Raw genomic sequence first — 19,174 nt, 5'->3', positions numbered from 1 at the left:
AGATGTGACTATGAATATTCAGGATATAGCAAAAAGCAAGGAAAAGAAAGCGGTTTTTCATATGGTATTGGAGGAAGCCTGCCGGCAGTGGTGCGATGGCATTGAAGATGCGCCAGAGAGGAAAGACGGTGAGGGCTTTGCCGATTTTTTCTATGAGATTTTTGAGGATAAGGAAAAGGAATATGTTCAGCAGGTAAAAGAGATGAATGGCGGCAGGCTTCCCCTTTTACAGCCAAAAGACAAAGACCATGAACGATAGGAGGTATGGGATATGGCAGTCAACCCAAAAGCCATAAGAACCTTAAACAAGGTTCTGGACGCAGGCTTTACCGAAGAAAAAGCCATCGCCGCCATGACGATGGACGACATTCTCTCCATGCAGGGCATCACAGTGGCGGACATCACGCTCATCAACGAGCTGCAAAAGAGCATCAAGGGGAACAAGGTTATCTCCTTTCTGGGAGGTGGCATGGAATGAGCGCAGCAAGGCAGGTCTGCATGACGGACAGCAAAGGCAGGACGCTTTTTTCTGTTCCCGATGGCGGTATCATCCGTATGTTTTATGGGAACGGGGAGGATTATTTTGCCGTCTGCCGCTATCTGGACGAAACCCATGCAGAGATTGACGGCGTAAGGTACGCCGTTCGGGAGTTCGCAAGGCGAATGGAAAGAAATAAAATCAACTATGCCCCTGCTTAAATGTGGGGCATGGACAACAGGAGGATTGATATTTTTATGGAACAGATTGTTTTGTCGGGCGGTGATAAAGAGTGAGTACCGAGTTAATCAACCGCATCACGGTAAAAAAAGACGGCGTGTATGTATCTTCCCACAGCTCCAACGACACCTCGCCCTACCATTCATGGAGGTGCAAGGGCTTGTCGGAAATCTATGATGCCGAGGGTCAGAAAGGGCTTGACCGTGAGGTTATCCGTATGCTCTATGAGTATGCCGAGCTTCGTGGGACGCATAAGAGCCTTGCCCGTTACCGCTACGCAAAGGACGCCCCCGCTGCCCATGCCATTTATCAGAAATATATGGACAAAATAGACGACCGCTACGGGCAGATGGACGAAGCCGACCAGAACAGCGTCTGGTACAAGCCCACGGAAAAGGCAAAGGAGTACCGAGCCTATGAGCGGGACATGCGGGAAAAGATGTATTCCGAAATCGCTGAAAGATGCGGGGAATACGACAGGAAGCAGAAAAACAAAGATTTGGAACGATAAGGAGGTGTGAGCCTATGGCTGCAAAGTACCAGCTTATTACGGAGCTGTACCGCCGCACGGGAATGGCGGTCGCAAAGAACCCGCAGGCTTGGCAGGGCTTTTTATCCTCTGCCTGCCACAATTACAAGTGCCGCTTTGACGAGCAGCTCTTGATTTACGCCCAACGCCCCGATGCCACCGCCGTAGCCGAGATTGGCACATGGAACAGGCTCTTTAAGCGTTGGGTGAACAAGGACAGCAAGGGGATTGCGGTCTTTGACCCGAAAGGGCGCAGGAACACGCTGAAATACTATTTTGACGTTTCCGACACCCATGAGGGCTACTACGGCAGCCGAGCCGTCCCGATATGGCAGATGGATAAGCGGTATGAGCAGCCCGTCATGGAACGGCTTGCGGACAGGTTCGGCGGCACGGAGGGCGGCGACCTTGCCACGTTTTTAATTCAGACAGCGGAGAACGCCGTGGAGGGCAATTTACCCGATTACCTCTCACAGCTAAAGGGCTGCACGAAAGACAGCTTTTTAGAGGAACTGGACGACTATAATATAGAAGTGATTTACAAACGGCTTGCCGCAAACAGCGTCGCCTATATGCTGTTAAGCCGCTGCGGTCTGGATGCGGGAGGATATTTTGAGCGTGAGGACTTTGCGGAGATTATAAATTTTAACACGCCCCAGACATTGAACGCCATCGGCATCGCCACAAGTGACATTTCCGAGATGGCGTTAAGGGAAATCTCTGCGGCAGTCCGAAATGTGCAAATCGAAGCAAAATGTCAGAACCGCACATTTGCAAGGAACATTGCAAGCCAGTATGATAAAGGCAGGAAACAACCCGAAAGGAGCGAAAATAATGAGCGAAATCACTTACACGAAACAGGCGGACTACCTTATACCCGACCTGACATTACCGACAGAGCCAGAGCTTCCGCTTGGCAGGTACGCTTTGATGCACAGGGATTATCTGGAACAGCACAAAAGAGTGACCTATCTCAATCTGCTGACAGCGGGCAGACTGAACGCACACCTTTACCAGACCGAGCAGACGGCGTTGCAGAGGTTAGAGCTTCTGACGAAGCAGTTAGCAGCCGAGCAGGGAGTGACGGAGGAGCTGAAAGAGAAAGCCCCGATGCAGTGGCTCGGCATGATGAACAACATCCGCAGCCAAGCGGAGGAAACCATCTTGAGCGAACTGATTTACAATTAGAAAATTCAGAACCAGAACCAGAGCCGCAGTCGGACGGCGGCAGGCAGGAAGATAAAACAGACACGGCACAGACCGCAGAGCCAGAGGGACAGACGGAAAAAGGCAGCGTTGCCAACGAGGAAGAAGTTGCCGTCAATCTCCCGACCGTAGACGAACAGATTGAAAGGATAGCTGAAGCAGAGGACGAAAAAGCCTCTGCTTTTGTTGTTTCACAGGAGGACATTGATGCCGTCCTTGTAAAAGGGAACAGCGTTGCGAACGGGAAATACCGCATTTACCACCAGTTCCAGAAGCAGGAAGATAAAAAGAAGAACATTGATTTTCTGAAAAGGGAATATGGCACGGGCGGATTTTTTGTTAATTTTTCAGACGGCACGGAGGGGTATGTGTGGTACAGCGGCAAGGGCATCTCCATTGACCGTGACGGCATCTCCACCGAACACGACCTTGTTTTGAGCTGGTCGAAAGCGGAAAAACGGCTGCGGGAGCTGGTTAAGGATAACCGCTACCTCAATCCCAAAGAGAAAGACCATTACGCCGACTATCTGGAAAGCATCTCTGCCCCGCAGCATGAAATCGACACCCAGAGGAAACTGGCAAGGCAGCGTTTTATTGAGGAAAAAAGGGAGCTGCCCCCTGCGGACAAGCGGGACACGCTCGCCCTGCGGCTCTCCGACTTCATCCGTGACTTGGACGGCTATGAAAAAGACTTGTTGGGCGTGATTGGATGCAGGGATTTTGCGGATATGCCCGCCGACCTTATGGAACAGGCATTACAGCATCCCGACAACGTGCAGGAACTGTTAGACTTCCTCTCCCTTGTGCAGAAAAAGACGACCAGCGTTTACAGCCGCAGCAATGCGTGGCGATTCTCGCAGGAGCTTACGGAGCTGTACCCTCTCCGCTACCTCTACCACGAGGGCGACGTGGTGTATATCGGGGCGGACAAATATGAGATTACCGCCTTTGATGAGAACGCCGTGTCCCTGCGAAATGCGGAGTTCCCGTTGTTCGGAAAAGAGTTTAGCAGGGAGGATTTTGAGCAGAAATTAAAGGAGAACCCTGCGAACGACCATTTAAAAACGGTCATCACCGAAAGCCAGAAAACAGAAACACTTGCCGAGGAAAAGCCCGACAGCATCACCCTCTCAATCGGCTTCTCCGAGCATCCCGCTTTTTATGACAAGGAGCTGAACGACCGATTTACGGATTTGAGTTTCGCTCTGGGAAATAAACTGCTCGGCATTCTGGACGAAAAACAGAACCGTGAAAGGGAGAATGAGGAGAACCATGTCGGATGGTATCATAAGACCGATTTTGAAATCCATGCCGTCATCGGCGGCGAGGAATTTAATTATGAAGGGCGGTTTGACATCGGCGACGGCGAGGGGGATTTAATCGCCCATATCCGAAATTTTTATGAATATTCCCTCTCCCCCGACTGCCCGTTTATCCCAGAATGGAAACGGCAGGGCGAAGATTATTACCGAGAGAAAATGGAATCCCTGCGTCTGGGGCATGACGTGTTCATCCCATTCTTGGAGCGGAACACGGGGCTGACCCAAGAGGATGAAAAGCGGCTTGGCGATATAATGGCTACCGAGGAGGACTGGTTTCACAGGAGGAAAGAACCCACCGAGGAAGAACTATTGGAACAGGCGAAAGGCTGCATTGACGCATACTGCGATGCGGAGTTTGGCGGCGACGCCGAAGTGGACTATACGGATTTATCCAACGTCAAGATTGCCTTTCAGAATACCGAGGACGGCTTGCATGGGATACAGGTATCCGTCAACCTCTTGCAGTATCGCATGGAAACGTATGTGGACGGCGTTCTTGCAGAATATACGCAGTATAATGACCTTGCCGACCTTATCCAGAACGCACTTTCCAATCTGTACTACCACGATTTAGTGTCCTTGACGGAGGAACAGCTTGAGCCGTTCTATTGGGAGGAAAACAAAAAGGCGGCTGAAAACCCAAGCCCAGACATCATCTCTGATGAAACAGAACAGAAGCCCCATTACACGGTAGAGCAGACTTCCGATGCTTTTGCTGACCCATTTATCATACGGAATAATGAAGCCCCAGAGGACAGTGCCGACCGATATTACGACGTAGGCGGCATCTACCAGACCTTTGAAACCGAGGAAGAAGCACAGGAATACGCCGACACCTTAAACAGTGCGGAGCATATCACGGAGCTATTTGCAGCGAAAGATGCGGAGCGTGAGGAACAGCAGAAATCAGAGTCTGCCCCGTCTGGGACGGATGAAAAGCAGGATAATTCTGACCTTATCGGCAAAGAGCTTATGATTGACAACCGCCGTTATCTTATTGAGAGCGTCGGGAAAATCAGCGGCGACGTTTCCATGCGTGACATCACATTTCAGAACAACGTAGGCTTCCCGATAAACCGTGTGGAGAAAGTCGGCTATGTCCGCAGGCTCTTGGAGCAGGCAGAGAAAGAATTACCATCCGAAGAAAAAACAGAATCCCCCGCAGAGCCGACCACGGAAACCGTGGCGGAATACCCCGCCGTGGAGAACGGGCTTCCCTATGACATTGTGGTGGAGAAGATACGCTTTGACGAGCCAGAGCAGAAACCGCAGAGCCAGAATCTGGCAGACACGCTCCGCTCCAGACTGGAAAGGGCAAAAGACAGTGCGGGACATGCCGCATTGCAAGAGGATATAGACACCCTTTTCATGGATAAGAACGGCGACAGCCTTGTGGGGATTGCTTCGGACGAATGGCTGAAACAGCTTGCGTATATGCCCGATGATGAGTTCCGCAAATATGCGGACAGTTACCAGAAAGGCACTCTGAACGCCTATAAGCTGCTCCCCCTCTCCGCCGACTGCCATAACTACCGCATTACCGATGATACGTTAGGCGTTGGCGGCGCAAAAGAAAAGTTCCGAAACAATATGTCCGCAATAAGGCTTCTCCACGACCTTCAGATAGAAAACCGCCTTGCCACGCCCGAAGAACAGGAAACCCTTGCAAAATATGTCGGGTGGGGCGGTCTGTCGATGGCGTTTGACAGCAATAATGCGGCATGGGAGAACGAATATAAAGAATTAAAATCAGCACTCTCCGATGAGGAATACCATGCCGCTATGGAATCCACGCTGACAGCTTTTTATACGCCGCCTATTGTCATTAAGGCGATGTATGAAGCACTTGACCATTTGGGATTTTCACAGGGGAATATTTTAGAGCCGTCCTGCGGCACGGGCAATTTTTTAGGGTTGTTACCCGACAGCATGGAGAAATCAAAGCTGCATGGCATTGAGATTGACCCGTTATCGGGCAGGATTGCGAAGCAGCTCTACCAGAAAGCCAGCATTGCTATTGAGGGGTTTGAGGAAACGAAGCTCCCAGACAATCATTTTGACGTGGTGCTTGGCAACATCCCGTTCGGGGAGTTCAAAGTCAACGACAGCCGCTACAACGCCCAGAAGTTCCTAATCCACGACTATTTTATTGCAAAGGCACTGGACAAGGTGCGCTCAGGCGGCGTTGTGATGTTCATCACCTCTAAGGGGACGATGGACAAGACAAGCCCAGAAGTGCGGAAATATATCGCACAGAGAGCCGAGCTTTTAGGTGCGGTGAGGCTTCCCGACAGCACGTTTCGGGCAAATGCAGGAACGGAAGTCACGAGCGATATCCTTATTTTACAGAAACGTGACCGCATCATAGAGATAGAGCCAGAGTGGGTACACCTCGACACAGACGAAAACGGCGTCACGATGAACAGCTACTTTGTCCAGCATCCAGAGATGGTGCTTGGCGAGATGAAGATGGAAAGCACGAGGTTCGGCATGGACAGTGCCTGCAAAGCCTACCCCGACGTGCCGCTTGCGGGGCTTCTCCATGAAGCCATTCAGCGGATAAATGGCGAAATCCCAGAGATAGAAAATGAGGTTGACCGTATCTCTGATGAGCAGGAGAAAGCCATCCCCGCCGACCCGAACGTGCGGAACTTCTCTTTTGCCCTTGTGGGCGGCAAGGTCTACTTCCGAGAGAATAACGAGATGACCCCTGCAAACGTGTCCATGACGGCGGAGAACCGCATCAGGGGACTGTTGGAAATCCGTGACTGCGTGAGGAAGCTCATCCAGTACCAGACCGACGACTGCCCAGAGGAAATGATACAGACCGAGCAGGAAAACCTAAACCGATTATATGATGCCTTTACCAAAAGGTACGGCTTAATCAACAGCAGGGGGAACTACCTCGCTTTTGGGGCAGATGAAAGTTATTTCTTACTCTGTTCCCTTGAAGTGCTTGACGACGAGGGGAAATTCAAACGCAAGGCGGATATGTTCACGAAACGGACGATAAAGCCCCACCGAGAAGTGACTTTTGTGGAAACCGCCAGCGAAGCCCTCGCCCTCTCCATCGGGGAGAAAGCCCGTGTCGATTTGCCCTATATGGCACGGCTCACTTGCAGGTCAGAGGAAGAAATCATTAAGGAATTGCAGGGCGTTATCTACAAAGTGCCGTCTTGTGAGCCTGCAAGGTATGTGACCGCAGACGAGTATTTATCGGGGAATGTGCGGGAGAAACTGAAAGTTGCAGGGATAGCGGCAAAGTCAGACCCAGAGCTTGCAGTCAACGTGGCGGCTCTGGAAAAAGTCATCCCAAAGGATTTGCCTGCAAGCGAAATCTCCGTCCGTCTCGGCACGACATGGATACCGCAGGAGGATATACAGCAGTTTATGATGGAGCTTTTAACGCCGTCAAGCTATGCGGCGGGCAGGCTGCAAGTGCGCTACACGGCATATAACGGCGACTGGTTCATCGAGAATAAGAGTTCCGACATTGGGAATGTCAAGGCGGACAGCACTTACGGCACGAAGCGGGCGAGCGCATACCGCATTATGGAGGACACTTTAAATCTCCGTGACACCCGCATCTTTGACTATGTTTATGATGAACACAACAATAAAAAAGCGGTGCTGAACCATAAGGAAACCACGGCGGCGCAGGCAAAGCAGGAGGTGATAAAGCAGGCGTTTCAGGACTGGATTTGGAAAGACCCAGAGCGGAGGAACAGGCTTGTACGCTATTATAATGACACATTTAATTCCATCCGTCCCCGTGAATACGACGGAAGCCATATCACATTTGGAGGCATCAGCCCAGAAATCCAGCTAAGACCGCATCAAGTGAACGCCATCGCCCATATCCTATACGGCGGCAACACGCTCCTTGCCCACAAGGTAGGTGCGGGAAAAACCTTTGAAATGGTAGCCGCCGCACAGGAAAGCAAGCGGCTCGGCTTATGCCAGAAATCCATGTTTGTTGTGCCGAATCACCTTGTCGGGCAGTGGGCGTCGGAGTATTTAAGGCTCTATCCATCTGCCAATATCCTTGTGACTACCAAGCGGGATTTTGAAACGGGAAACCGCAAAAAGTTCTGCGGCAGGATTGCGACGGGGGCGTATGATGCGGTGATTATCGGGCATAGCCAGTTCGAGAAAATCCCCATCAGCGAGGAACGCCAGAGGGAACAGCTCATGCGGCAGCTTGACGATATAGAGATGGGGATAGACGACGTGCAGGCATCCCACGGGGAGCAGTTCACGGTCAAGCAGCTCATGAAAACGAGGAAAGCAATCAAGGCGAAGCTCGATAAACTCAACGACACCAAACGGAAAGACAGCGTGATAAACTTTGAGGAACTGGGCATAGACAGGCTCTTTATAGATGAGAGCCATTTTTACAAGAACCTTTACCTTTACACAAAGATGCGGAACGTCGGCGGCATCGCCCAGACCGAAGCCCAGAAGTCAAGCGATTTGTTTATGAAATGCCGTTATCTGGACGAAATCACGGGCAACCGTGGCGTGGTTTTCGCAACGGGAACGCCTATAAGTAACTCAATGGTCGAGATGTATTCCGTGCAGCGGTACTTGCAGTATGACACCCTCGCAAGGAACGGGTTGCAGCATTTTGACAGTTGGGCTTCCACGTTCGGCGAAACAGTCACGGCTCTGGAACTCGCCCCCGAAGGCACGAATTACCGAGCCAAGACGAGGTTTGCGAAGTTCTACAACCTGCCAGAACTGATGCAGATGTTCCGTGAGGTTGCGGACATCCAGACTGCCGATATGCTAAAGCTCCCCGTGCCAAAGGTCAATTACCACAACATCAAGACCAAACCGAGTGAAATTCAGAGCGAAATGGTGGCGGGGCTTGCGAAGCGGGCAGAGAAAATCCGTGCAAGACTGGTAAAACCACAAACAGATAATATGCTCAAAGTGACAAACGACGGGCGGCAGCTTGCCCTAGACCAGAGATTGATTGACCCGATGCTGCCAGACGACCCGAACAGCAAAGTCAACGCCTGCGTGGAAAATATGTACCGCATCTGGGAGGGACACGCCGACACAAAGGCTGCACAGCTCTTGTTTTGCGACCTCAGCACACCGAAAAATGACGGCATGTTTAATGTCTACGATGACATGAGGGAAAAGTTGATACGGCGTGGAATCCCTGCGGAGCAAGTGCGTTTCATCCATGAAGCGAATACCGACGCACAGAAAAAGGAGCTGTTCGCAAAGGTAAGGAGCGGCGAAGTGCGTATATTGTTCGGCTCTACCCAGAAGATGGGCGCAGGTACAAACGTGCAGGACAGGCTGATTGCCATTCATAACCTCGACTGCCCGTGGAAGCCGTCATGCTTGGAACAGCGTCAAGGTCGTCTGGAACGTCAGGGCAATATGTTTCCCGAAGTGGAAGTTTACCGCTATGTGACAGAACAGACATTTGATGCGTATCTCTATCAGCTTGTCGAGGGAAAGCAGAAATTCATCTCCCAGATAATGACGAGCAAAAGCCCCGTGCGTTCTGCCGAGGACGTGGACGAGGTCGCCCTCTCTTTTGCGGAGGTGAAAATGCTTGCCACGGGCGATGAACGCTTTAAGGAAAAAATGGATTTGGATATGCAGGTGGCGAAGCTGAAAGTCTTGAAGCAGAGCTACCTTTCCGAGCATTACGACCTTGAGGACAGGATACTGAAGCACTACCCGCAGGAGATTAAGGAGTATGGGGAACGCATTGTAGGATATGGAAATGATGCCAAGATTGCAAGCCAGCATATGCCGCAGGGCGAGGATAAATTCTGCCCGATGACCTTAAACGGCGTGACCTACAAAGAAAAAGCGGACGCAGGCGAAATGCTCCTTGCCATCTGCAAGGAAAACCCGCTGTCACAGCCGATACAAATCGGCAGCTACCGTGGCTTCCAGATGGAGGTTTTCTATGATACGGTCAATGCCCACTACTGCTTAAATTTATGCGGAATGAGGAAATACAAAGTGGATTTAGGAACGGATGCCCTCGGCAATTTAACGAGAATTGAGAATGAGATTGCCAAACTTCCCGCAAGACTGGAAGCCGCCAAGACCAGAAAGGAGGAAACCACCGCACAGCTTGAAACCGCAAAAGAGGAAGTGAAGAAGCCGTTTGCCTTTGAAAATGAGCTGAAAGAAAAGACGGAACGGCTGAACGCCCTCAATATCGAACTGAATCTGAATGAAAAAGACAAGACTGTTATTGACGATGAGCCAGAGCAGAACGATGAGCAGCCAGAGAAAAAAAGTGCGGACAGGGAGCGTTAAATCCAGTTTGCACATTTGTATTGAGTATTTCTGGGCAGTATAATAAAGGACGATTAGAAAAAATCGGAGGTGAGGAAGAATGTCTGATGCGTTCAGATTTGAAACTTTTGTAGATGTTCATGACAATGTTTTTAATGAATATCTCGGCTCTGTCATCGCAAAACTGTCCAAAGAAAATGAGGAATACCGTGCCATAAGAGCCGAGATTGAGGGCTTATATGAGAAACATCCGAAAGTCTTAGGCGTGTTTGACACGGAAACAGCGGCGGAACTGACCGAGGAAGAATGTGCCGCACTGATTAAAGTGATGGAGCTTAGGAACAAACTTACAGACATGGAGATGCAGTCGGTCTACTTCCGTGGCTGCTATGACAGCGTGGGGTATCTGAAAAAGGCAGGGATTTTATAACGGACTGACCGAGAAAAAGGCGGTATTGGCGTGAGTGTTGATGCCGTCTTTTTATATAGCTTAAAAGGAATAATATTTCTATGGAGCAGAAATGCAATAGCTTGACTGGCTTGAAAAATTCATAATCTGGATGTACAATAAGAGCAATAAATAAGAAGTTGCAGGTGAGAATATGAAAATAATATGGATAGATGGAACTTTTGGGAGTGGAAAGACTGCTGTTGCCAATGTAATTGCTAAAAGAATTAATAATATGTGTTTACTTGAGTTTGATGCTTTGCAAAAGGAATATAAACCAAATTCTATTTCTGATTTTTTTGGAGAAAGGTATCCTGAAGCGAAAAGATATTTGATTGATGCACTTAGAAATAAAATATTGACTTTGATACAAGGCGGAGATTATGATTATATAATTGTTCCGATTGCATTGATTAATGATTATTGTAATCAGAAACTTGTAAATACTTTTGTAGATGTTGAATGCTATCATTTTATCTTAACTGCATCAGAAAAGATTTTGTATCAACGTATAGAAAACCAAGAAAATAGAGATGTGGATTTAGCAAAAACGTATTTTCAAACTGCAACTATATATTTGAAAAATCATTATTCTGATGCAGTTAGAATAGATACATCAGATATGAATATAGATAGTGTCGCAGAGAAAATTATTAAAATGATAAAATAATAAACGGTAAAAATTGATTAAGAAGATTTCTATGAAGGAGCAGACGGTGGCATTTGAAAAGGCGGTTGAGTAAATGAAAAATGAAATGGATATATCGCGATTTGGAAAGAATCAATTAAAACGCAAAAAGAAAAAATGGATAAAGCCAGTTTTAATGGGTATCATTATCGCTATTTTATTTGTATTATTGTCCTTGAAGTGTGAAGAGGTGATACGATGTAGTATAGGCAAATTATCCATTGATAATGATGCTAACGCAACTTGGATTGGGTCGCTAGCATCGTACTGGGGTGGCATCATTGGTGGTGTATTTTCTGGAACGATTGCAATTTTTGGTGTTTTTTATACAATACAGTTTACCCGTGAAGCTGATAGAAAAAAGGAAAGACAAAGTATTCAGCCATTTCTTAATGTAGAAGTGGTGGGAAAACCATCTGGAACTGTAAAAAAATTTCAAATCGCAGATGAGCCAAAATATGTAGAGGGAAAAGCTACACAAGAGTTTTATCCTATATATTTATCTATTACAAATATAGGAAACGGATTTGCAAACACTTTAACTTTTGGAACGGGAGAAAACTTAACTGGTATAAGCTTTAAAGAAGTATTTACAGTAAATCAGAAAAAAGAAATATTACTAAATGTTCAAACATACAAAATGGGAAAAAGAGTCACATTTTTTATCTGGTTTGCGGACAGCATGACAAACGAGTATATTCAATATTACGAATTAAAACGAAATGAAGATGGTACAGGATATGATTTAGATGTAGGATATCCTAATTTAATAGAATAAATATTTTCTTTAGTCATTATAATTGAGAGAATGTTGTAGATTGAAACAGAAAGAATGCTGTCAAACAATAAATTACGGTTTTCAGACAACTTAAATTAGAATTAATATTGAATTTATTACATAGCCGAGAGGTTTTCATTAGCGAAAATCCTTCGGCTAAATTCATTTCTGGAGGTGATTTTATTTGAATGAGAAGTAACAGACCCTATGTGCAGATTGACCCCGACGTGCTTGAGCAGGCAAGGCAGATAGATTTACTCTCCTATCTTAGAGCCTATGAGCCGAGCAACCTTGTCAAAGTCAAAGGCACGACGAACGTCTACTGTACCGCCGAGCATGACAGCCTAAAGATTTCCAACGGAAAATGGTACTGGTGGTCGAGGGGCTTCGGCGGCTATTCTGCCCTTGACTATCTGATGAAAGTCAAGGAATACGGATTTGTGGAAGCCGTGGAAACCCTCACGGGGCAGACGATGGCGGACTGGAAACCGCCGCCCCCTGCCGTGAAGAAAGACGAGCCAAAGGTGCTGCTCCTGCCGCCGAAGAACAAAAATTGTGACAGGGTGGCAGAGTATCTTTTCGGGCGTGGCATTGACTACCAGATTATTCAAGAGTGCATTGCCGAGGGGATTATTTTCGAGAGTGCCGACTACCACAACGCCGTTTTTATCGGGAAAGATGAGAACGGAACGCCAAAATATGCTGCCTGCCGTGGCACGATGGGGAACTTCAAGCGTGACGCATCGGGCAGCGACAAGCGGTATTCGTTTCGGCTTCTGGCAAAAGACCCGACCGATGCCGTGCATTTATTTGAAGCCGCCATTGATTTATTATCCTATGCCACCTATTTAAAATGCGAGGGAAAGGATTATAAGGCAGAGAATCTTCTCTCGTTGTCGGGCGTATATCAGCCGAAGAAAGAGCTGAAAGAAAGCAAAATTCCTATTGCCCTCACGACTTTTTTGAAAGCAAATCCACAAATCAAGACCATATTTCTGCATCTGGATAAGGACAGGGCAGGTCGTTTATGTACCGCCGCATTGAAAGAATTATTGCAGAAAGACTACCAAATCGTTGATGAACCGCCGCCAGTTGGCAAGGACTTCAACGATTTTTTAATGTCCTATCTGGGGATTGCAAGGCAGAAACCGAGCCGTGAAAGAAGGGATGCCCGCTGACTGCGTGAAGATTTTTCTGTTAGGAACAACGTAACTATCATTAAATTTAAGACCAAAAGGGAGGAAAGACCGATTGAAAAACTATGAAGTGACCCTTGTCGCCCACTATGCAAAGACCGTTTCCATCCATGCCGACAGCCCCGAACAGGCGGCGGAGAAGTTAAAGACCGTCCTGTTTGATACCGACCTTGTGAAGTTTTCCCAAGAGGATTTTGTCTGCGGCGAAGCCGAGATTAACGACCCTATGGAGGATGCAGGGGAAGAAATCGAATCCGAGGGAGAGGATTTTGAGGACGGCTGCTGTTCGGAGTGTCCGTGCTTCAGAACGGTATGTAAAGGATGCTGTCATGAGGGTGGGGATTAAAGACACGTCTTACCAAGCACTGAATTTGGTTATCCATCTGCCGATGGAAACAAAATTCGCTTGTTAGGGGACAGTTCCCCTAATACCCCGTTAAAAGAACAATGTTAAAGTATGCCGCCATGCCGTGTGCGGTACGGCGGTCACAGAAAGGAATCCAAGAATGAGTAATTTCTTATATTTTATCCTCGGCACAACGCTCGGCGGCATGGTCGGCGTGGCGTGTATGTGCGTGCTGCAGATTAACAGGCTTTCCGAGGGAAAGGGGGATTTGGATGCGGAAACGAAACGTGCAGATACTGTTCCGACTGACCGAGGAAGAAGCTGAATACCTCTGCTCCCTTGCGGAAAGGTCGGGACACTCCAGACAAGCCCTGCTCCAGTCGATGGTCATGGGCTACCGCCTGTGCGAGAAGCCAGACCCAGAGTTTTATAAAATCATGCGGGAGCTGTCCGCCATCGGCAACCGCATCAACCAGCTTGCGGCAAAGGCGAACGCCTTAAACTTTGTGGACACGCCGATGCTCTACGACGAAGCGAAGCGGTGGCGGGATTTCCGTCTGGACGTGGGCAGGTGCTACCTTGTTCCGAGGAAGATGTCTGGCTGATGGCGGTCTGCGAGATATGGGACGTAAAGGGCAGGCTCGACCACCCCATCGACTATGCGGAGAACCCAGAAAAGACCGCCAACCCAAAATACACGGATGCGGATTTGCAGGCGATGGGCGACGTGATGAAGTATGCCACCAATGGGGACAAGACCGAGCATCAGTTTTTCGTCACGGGCGTAAACTGCGACCCTGCCACCGCAAGGGACGAGATGATGATGGCAAAAGCCCAATGGAACGACCAGAGCGAGATTGTCTGCTATCACGGCTTCCAGAGTTTTAAAGCGGGCGAGGTCACGCCAGAGCAGGCACATGAGGTCGGCGTGAAGCTGGCGGAGAAGATGTGGGGCGGCAGGTTCCAAGTGATTGTGGCAACCCACTTAAATACGGACTGCCTGCACAACCACTTTGTCGTCAACTCCATTTCTTATATTGACGGCAGGCACTACCACGACAACAAGAAGAATCTGCGTCTGCTCCGCCAGCGTTCGGATGAATTGTGTCGTGAGTATTCCTTATCGGTCATCGAACACCCAAGCGGCAGGAAGAAGCCCTATGTCCTATGCCAAGCCGAGAAGCAGGGCTTACCCACAAGGGATACCGTGGCACGGCAGGCGGTGGACGAAGCCATCTCAAAATCGTTCACGCTGAAAGACTTTGACCGCCAGTTGTCGGAAATGGGATACCGCATCAATTTTGACCCCAACCGAAAATATTGGACGATAATCGGAAAAGGATGGCAAAGACCGAAGCGGCTCTATAAGCTCGGCGATGACTACACCAATGAGCGGATAACGGAACGCATCAAGGAAAATTCCTATGCGGTCAAGTTCCAGAGCTTTTCCAAAGAACAGCCGCAGGTCAGAGTGATAAGGGTAAAAGGCACGTTAAAGGATGCCAAGAAAATCGGCGGCTTGCGTGGGCTGTATCTCCACTACTGCTACAAGCTCGGCATCCTGCCAAAAAAGAAACAACAGAATTACGCACGGCTTCACTATCTCCTAAAGGACGACCTTATGAAGATGGAAGCCATCACCAACGAAACAAGGCTGCTCTGCCGCAACCATATCGACACGGCGGAGCAGCTTTTGTCCTATAAAGGCTCTCTGGAATCCGAGATAAGTGAGCTGACCGAACAGCGTAAGGGGCTTTACTCCCAATCCCGAAAATCTGTCGGGGAAGAAAAAGAAGCGGTCAAGGCTCGGCTGTCGGAAATCACGGGGCGCATGAAAACAATCCGAAAGGAGGTCAGATTGTGCGAGGGAATCGAAGCCCGCAGCGACACCCTCAAGGAAAAATTAAATGTCATACGGGCAGATGAGAACAAAGAAAAAGGAAAGGAGCTGATGAAGCATGAACACAGGCGGCGAAGCGGCGGAGCAAATCGTAAGGATGAGCTTGGAGGGATTTGAGGTTGCTGCCAAAATCACGGGGGCGGGTGCGAAGAATATCGCCATCCTCTTATATTCCATCTTAAAGGAAGAACAGAAAACCAAAGGCAAAGCAAGGCTCACAAACATGCTCCGCTCTGGGAAAGAGTTAAAAGTCTTTACTGTCAAGAGCGGCGACTTGAAGAAGTTCACGCAGGAAGCGAAGAAATACGGCGTACTCTACTGCGTTTTGGCAGACCGCAAGAACAAAGACCCCAATGCGGAGGTGGATGTGATTGCCCGTGCCGAGGACGCATCGAAAATCAGCCGCATCGTGGAGAGGTTCAGCCTTGCGTCGGTAGATACTGCTTCCATCGTGACCGAAGCGGAAAAATCGAAAGGGGAAAAAGGAAAGGCGAGAGATACCAAGACCGCAGATGCAAAGGACGGTCAGCCAGAGCCAGACGTCGGCGTGGAGGAAAAGGCGGAGAAAGACAAACTCATGGACGCCCTTATGGGAAAACCCGTGCAGAAAGAGGAAAACGCCCCAAACCCCTCGGTGGCAAAGACAGAAAAATCCCCTCTGTCCGAGCCTACCTCAAAGCAGCAAAGGAAGCCCGCAGAGGGGGCTACTATGGCTAAGGCACAAAAGCCGTCAGTCAGGGAGGAACTGCGGAAAATCAAGGAGAGCCGTAAGGAGCAGGAAGCGGACGTTTCCCCTGCAAAAGAGAAATCTCCCGACAGGGGAAAGAAACCGCCCGCAGGAAAGACGGAGCATAAGCAGCCCCAGAAGCGGAAACGGAAACCAAAATCGAAAGGAGCAAGATAAGCATGAGCATTTATGACGTATTCAGCGGCGGAGGCAGACCTTTTAACAAAGAGGAATGGGCGACGCAGAAACAGGAGCAGCGGAAAGCAGCCTATGAGCTGATAGACACGACCTGCGAAAAAATGATGGCGGACGGAGGTGCGTTTCAGCAGTACCTTGACGTGCAGGGGCATTTTGACCGCTACTCCGTCAACAACGCCATCTTGGTTTCGGCGCAGATGCCCGAAGCGACGCAGCTTAAGGATTACGGCAGTTGGAAACAGAGCCGTGCCTATATGGACAAGGACGCACAGAAAATCACCATCCTTGAGCCGGGGAAAGAGTACGAGCGGGAGGACGGCTCAAAGGCGGTCGGCTATAATGCAAAAGTGGTCTACGACATTTCCCAGACCTCGGCAAAGGACAGGCAGCAGCCACAGGAGCAGAAAACCATGCGGGAGCTTGTGTCGGCGATGATTGACGCAAGCCCCGTTTCCTTTGTGCCAGTGGACGACCTTGAGCTGCCTGCGTTCTACGACAGCGCACAGCAGACCATCTTCATCAAGACGGGATTGAACGAAGAACAGCTCTTTGTCAGCATGGCAAAGGAAGTGTCGGCAGCGGTCTTTGACTTCAAGCACAAGGAGAGCCGTGACGTTTCAGAGTTCAAGTCGTTCTGCGTCGCCTATATGGTAAGCTCCCGCTACGGCGTGGACACAAAGGGCTTCCGCTTCGACAATATCCCGAAAGAGTTTGCGGGCATGGAAACGCAGGAATTTAAAGGGCAGCTTGGCTCGATGCGTGACGTTCTGGGCGAAATCCAGTCGGACATGTATAAGAGCCTTGAGAAGAACAAGCCGCCCAAATCCAAAGGGCAGGAACGCTAATCGGAGGTGCAGCCCATGAAAGAAGAACGATACCATCTGGCATTGGACAAATACGATAAGAACATCGTCCTCAACGCCCTCAACACCCTGCGGACGCAGCAGATACAGGAGGAACGCCCCACCGAGCCTGTTGACGAGCTGATAAGCAGGGTGGCATTCGCCCCGACCAGGAAAGTAAAGGTCGCCCCATGCAAGTGCCATGAAGAACGGTGATGATTACAAGGCGGGCTTAATCCTTTCTTTATGCGGGATTGTCCCTGTCGTGTGGCTTGCACTGCTGACTGCCCCTTATGTCAGCGGCGGCATCGTGGAGATAATGCAGAATTTATCCGTGGCAATCGAGAACCCGTTTTCCATAACGGTATGCGGGGACAGCGTAAGGACTGTCCTTATTTTCCTGCTTGCCTACGGCATGGGAATCGGCGTTTATTTCTCCACACGCAGGAACTACCGCAAGGGGGAGGAACACGGCTCTGCAAAATGGGGCAATGCAGGTACGCTTAATAAAAAATACCGAGATAAAAACGCATCGGAGAACAAGCTGCTGACCCAGAGCGTCCGCATCGGGCTTGACGGGAAGAAACACCGCAGGAACTTAAATATCCTCGTGGTGGGCGGCTCTGGCGCAGGAAAGACCAGATTTTTTTGTAAGCCCAACGTCATGCAGTGCAACACGTCAATGGTAATCTTAGACCCGAAAGGCGAGATTGTCCGTGACACGGGCGGGCTTTTGGAAAAGAAAGGCTATGAGGTGCGTGTGCTTGATTTAATCAACATGCACAAGAGCCACTGCTACAACCCGTTTGTCTATCTAAGAAACGGCAACGACGTGCAGCGGTTGGTAACAAATTTATTTAAGGCGACCACGCCGAAAGGAAGCCAGTCGCAAGACCCGTTCTGGGACACGGCGGCGAGTATGCTGCTTTTATCCCTCGTATTCTATCTGAAATACGAAGCCCCGCCAGACGAGCAGAATTTCCCGATGGTGATGGAGCTTTTAAGGGCGGGTGAGGTAAGGGAGGATGACGACGGCTATGTAAGCCCGCTTGACGAGCTGTTTGACCGCTTGGAGATGGTAAACCCAGAGCATATCGCTTTGAAGTATTACAGAGATTACCATTCTGGTTCGGCAAAGACACTAAAGAGCATCCAGATAACCCTTGCCGCAAGGCTTGAGAAGTTCAATCTGGAAAGCCTTGCATCTTTGACTGCCACGGACGAATTGGATTTACCGTCTTTGGGCGAGAAGAAAGTCGCACTGTTCGCACTGATACCAGACAACGACACCAGTTTTAATTTTTTGGTGTCACTTTTATACACGCAGCTATTCCAACAGCTATTTTACCTCGCCGACCACAAGTACGGCGGGAGCCTGCCCGTCCACTGTCAGTTCATTATGGATGAATTTGCGAACGTCAGTTTGCCAGATGACTTTGACAAGATACTGTCAGTCATGCGTTCAAGGGGCGTGTCGGTCAGCATCATTTTACAGAATTTGGCGCAGCTCAAAGCCCTGTTTGAGAAACAATGGGAAAGCATCGTCGGGAACGCCGACGAGTTCCTCTATCTCGGCGGCAATGAGCAGAGTACCCACAAGTTTGTGTCGGAGCTGTTAGGCAAGGCGACCATCGACACCAACACCTATGGGAAAAGCTCTGGGCGGAGCGGCAACTATTCCACCAACTACCAGATTTCGGGGCGTGAGCTTTTAACCCCAGACGAGGTGCGTATGCTTGACAACCGCTACGCACTTCTTTTTGTGCGTGGGGAACGCCCCGTCATGGATTTGAAGTACGACATCTTGAAACACCCGAACGTGAAACTGACCGCCGACGGTGGGAAGCCGCCGTATATCCACGGCGAGCCGACGCAGGCGGTCGCAACCTTTGTGTTTGGCGGGGATATTCCAAAAGACGCTGTTGCGCTTAATCCTGTCAGCACTTCCTATGAGCTTCTGTCCGATGAGGACTTGGAAGAAATATTCAATTTATAAGGAG

At 49.4% G+C, this 19,174-nt stretch carries 18 protein-coding genes; all 18 read left to right on the top strand.

What is annotated here, in order from left to right:
* Nucleotides 1–10: 10 nt before the first annotated feature.
* Nucleotides 11–259: a hypothetical protein gene (locus tag NFR99_RS06405; RefSeq protein ID WP_135976937.1), complete on the top strand. Its 249-nt coding sequence runs from the start codon at nt 11–13 to the stop codon at nt 257–259.
* A gap of 12 nt (nt 260–271) precedes the next feature.
* The gene (locus NFR99_RS06400; RefSeq protein WP_135976938.1) at nt 272–478 is read left to right on the top strand and encodes a hypothetical protein; all 207 of its coding nucleotides are present in this window, start codon (nt 272–274) and stop codon (nt 476–478) included.
* Nucleotides 475–699 carry a hypothetical protein gene (locus NFR99_RS06395; RefSeq protein WP_135976939.1) on the top strand — a complete coding sequence of 75 codons (225 nt, stop codon included), beginning with the start codon at nt 475–477 and terminating at the stop codon, nt 697–699. The genes NFR99_RS06400 and NFR99_RS06395 overlap by 4 nt, the downstream gene beginning before the upstream one ends.
* Before the next feature lie 71 nt (nt 700–770).
* Nucleotides 771–1,229 (top strand): hypothetical protein, encoded by a 459-nt coding sequence (locus NFR99_RS06390; protein WP_217925334.1) that lies wholly within the window; start codon nt 771–773, stop codon nt 1,227–1,229.
* A gap of 753 nt (nt 1,230–1,982) precedes the next feature.
* Nucleotides 1,983–2,435, top strand: a complete 453-nt coding sequence (locus tag NFR99_RS15545; RefSeq protein ID WP_416388328.1) for a TnpV protein — start codon at nt 1,983–1,985, stop codon at nt 2,433–2,435.
* Between the two features lie 746 nt (nt 2,436–3,181).
* The gene (locus NFR99_RS06380; protein ID WP_416388329.1) at nt 3,182–10,072 is read left to right on the top strand and encodes an LPD25 domain-containing protein; all 6,891 of its coding nucleotides are present in this window, start codon (nt 3,182–3,184) and stop codon (nt 10,070–10,072) included.
* A 79-nt stretch (nt 10,073–10,151) separates the two neighbouring features.
* On the top strand, nt 10,152–10,481 hold the full coding sequence (locus NFR99_RS06375) for a DUF6664 family protein (protein WP_135976782.1): 330 nt from the start codon (nt 10,152–10,154) through the stop codon (nt 10,479–10,481).
* A gap of 172 nt (nt 10,482–10,653) precedes the next feature.
* Nucleotides 10,654–11,169 (top strand): AAA family ATPase, encoded by a 516-nt coding sequence (locus tag NFR99_RS06370; RefSeq protein WP_120391767.1) that lies wholly within the window; start codon nt 10,654–10,656, stop codon nt 11,167–11,169.
* Nucleotides 11,170–11,242: 73 nt separating this feature from the next.
* The gene (locus tag NFR99_RS06365; protein WP_120391766.1) at nt 11,243–11,965 is read left to right on the top strand and encodes a hypothetical protein; all 723 of its coding nucleotides are present in this window, start codon (nt 11,243–11,245) and stop codon (nt 11,963–11,965) included.
* A gap of 188 nt (nt 11,966–12,153) precedes the next feature.
* On the top strand, nt 12,154–13,143 hold the full coding sequence (locus tag NFR99_RS06360) for a DUF3991 and TOPRIM domain-containing protein (RefSeq protein WP_120391765.1): 990 nt from the start codon (nt 12,154–12,156) through the stop codon (nt 13,141–13,143).
* Between the two features lie 73 nt (nt 13,144–13,216).
* On the top strand, nt 13,217–13,507 hold the full coding sequence (locus tag NFR99_RS06355) for a hypothetical protein (RefSeq protein WP_120391764.1): 291 nt from the start codon (nt 13,217–13,219) through the stop codon (nt 13,505–13,507).
* A 160-nt stretch (nt 13,508–13,667) separates the two neighbouring features.
* Nucleotides 13,668–13,832, top strand: a complete 165-nt coding sequence (locus tag NFR99_RS06350; RefSeq protein WP_135976783.1) for a DUF3789 domain-containing protein — start codon at nt 13,668–13,670, stop codon at nt 13,830–13,832.
* Nucleotides 13,780–14,112: a plasmid mobilization protein gene (locus NFR99_RS06345; RefSeq protein ID WP_120444496.1), complete on the top strand. Its 333-nt coding sequence runs from the start codon at nt 13,780–13,782 to the stop codon at nt 14,110–14,112. The genes NFR99_RS06350 and NFR99_RS06345 overlap by 53 nt, the downstream gene beginning before the upstream one ends.
* Nucleotides 14,112–15,524: a relaxase/mobilization nuclease domain-containing protein gene (locus NFR99_RS06340; RefSeq protein WP_135976784.1), complete on the top strand. Its 1,413-nt coding sequence runs from the start codon at nt 14,112–14,114 to the stop codon at nt 15,522–15,524. Before NFR99_RS06345 ends, NFR99_RS06340 begins: the two co-directional genes overlap by 1 nt.
* On the top strand, nt 15,466–16,311 hold the full coding sequence (locus NFR99_RS06335; protein WP_135976785.1) for a PcfB family protein: 846 nt from the start codon (nt 15,466–15,468) through the stop codon (nt 16,309–16,311). The genes NFR99_RS06340 and NFR99_RS06335 overlap by 59 nt, the downstream gene beginning before the upstream one ends.
* A gap of 2 nt (nt 16,312–16,313) precedes the next feature.
* Entirely contained in the window at nt 16,314–17,177 is an 864-nt protein-coding gene (locus tag NFR99_RS06330) for a hypothetical protein (RefSeq protein WP_217925338.1), read from the top strand.
* A gap of 15 nt (nt 17,178–17,192) precedes the next feature.
* On the top strand, nt 17,193–17,390 hold the full coding sequence (locus NFR99_RS06325; protein ID WP_135976787.1) for a hypothetical protein: 198 nt from the start codon (nt 17,193–17,195) through the stop codon (nt 17,388–17,390).
* The gene (locus NFR99_RS06320) at nt 17,377–19,170 is read left to right on the top strand and encodes a VirD4-like conjugal transfer protein, CD1115 family (RefSeq protein ID WP_135976788.1); all 1,794 of its coding nucleotides are present in this window, start codon (nt 17,377–17,379) and stop codon (nt 19,168–19,170) included. Before NFR99_RS06325 ends, NFR99_RS06320 begins: the two co-directional genes overlap by 14 nt.
* Nucleotides 19,171–19,174 lie beyond the last annotated feature (4 nt).

Origin of the sequence: Hominisplanchenecus murintestinalis (assembly GCF_943193015.1) — a bacterium.
In the GTDB taxonomy this organism is placed as follows: domain Bacteria; phylum Bacillota; class Clostridia; order Lachnospirales; family Lachnospiraceae; genus Hominisplanchenecus_A; species Hominisplanchenecus_A murintestinalis.
The sequence above is the reverse complement of the archived record's forward strand: the minus strand, read 5'-3'. Positions and strand labels throughout refer to the sequence as shown.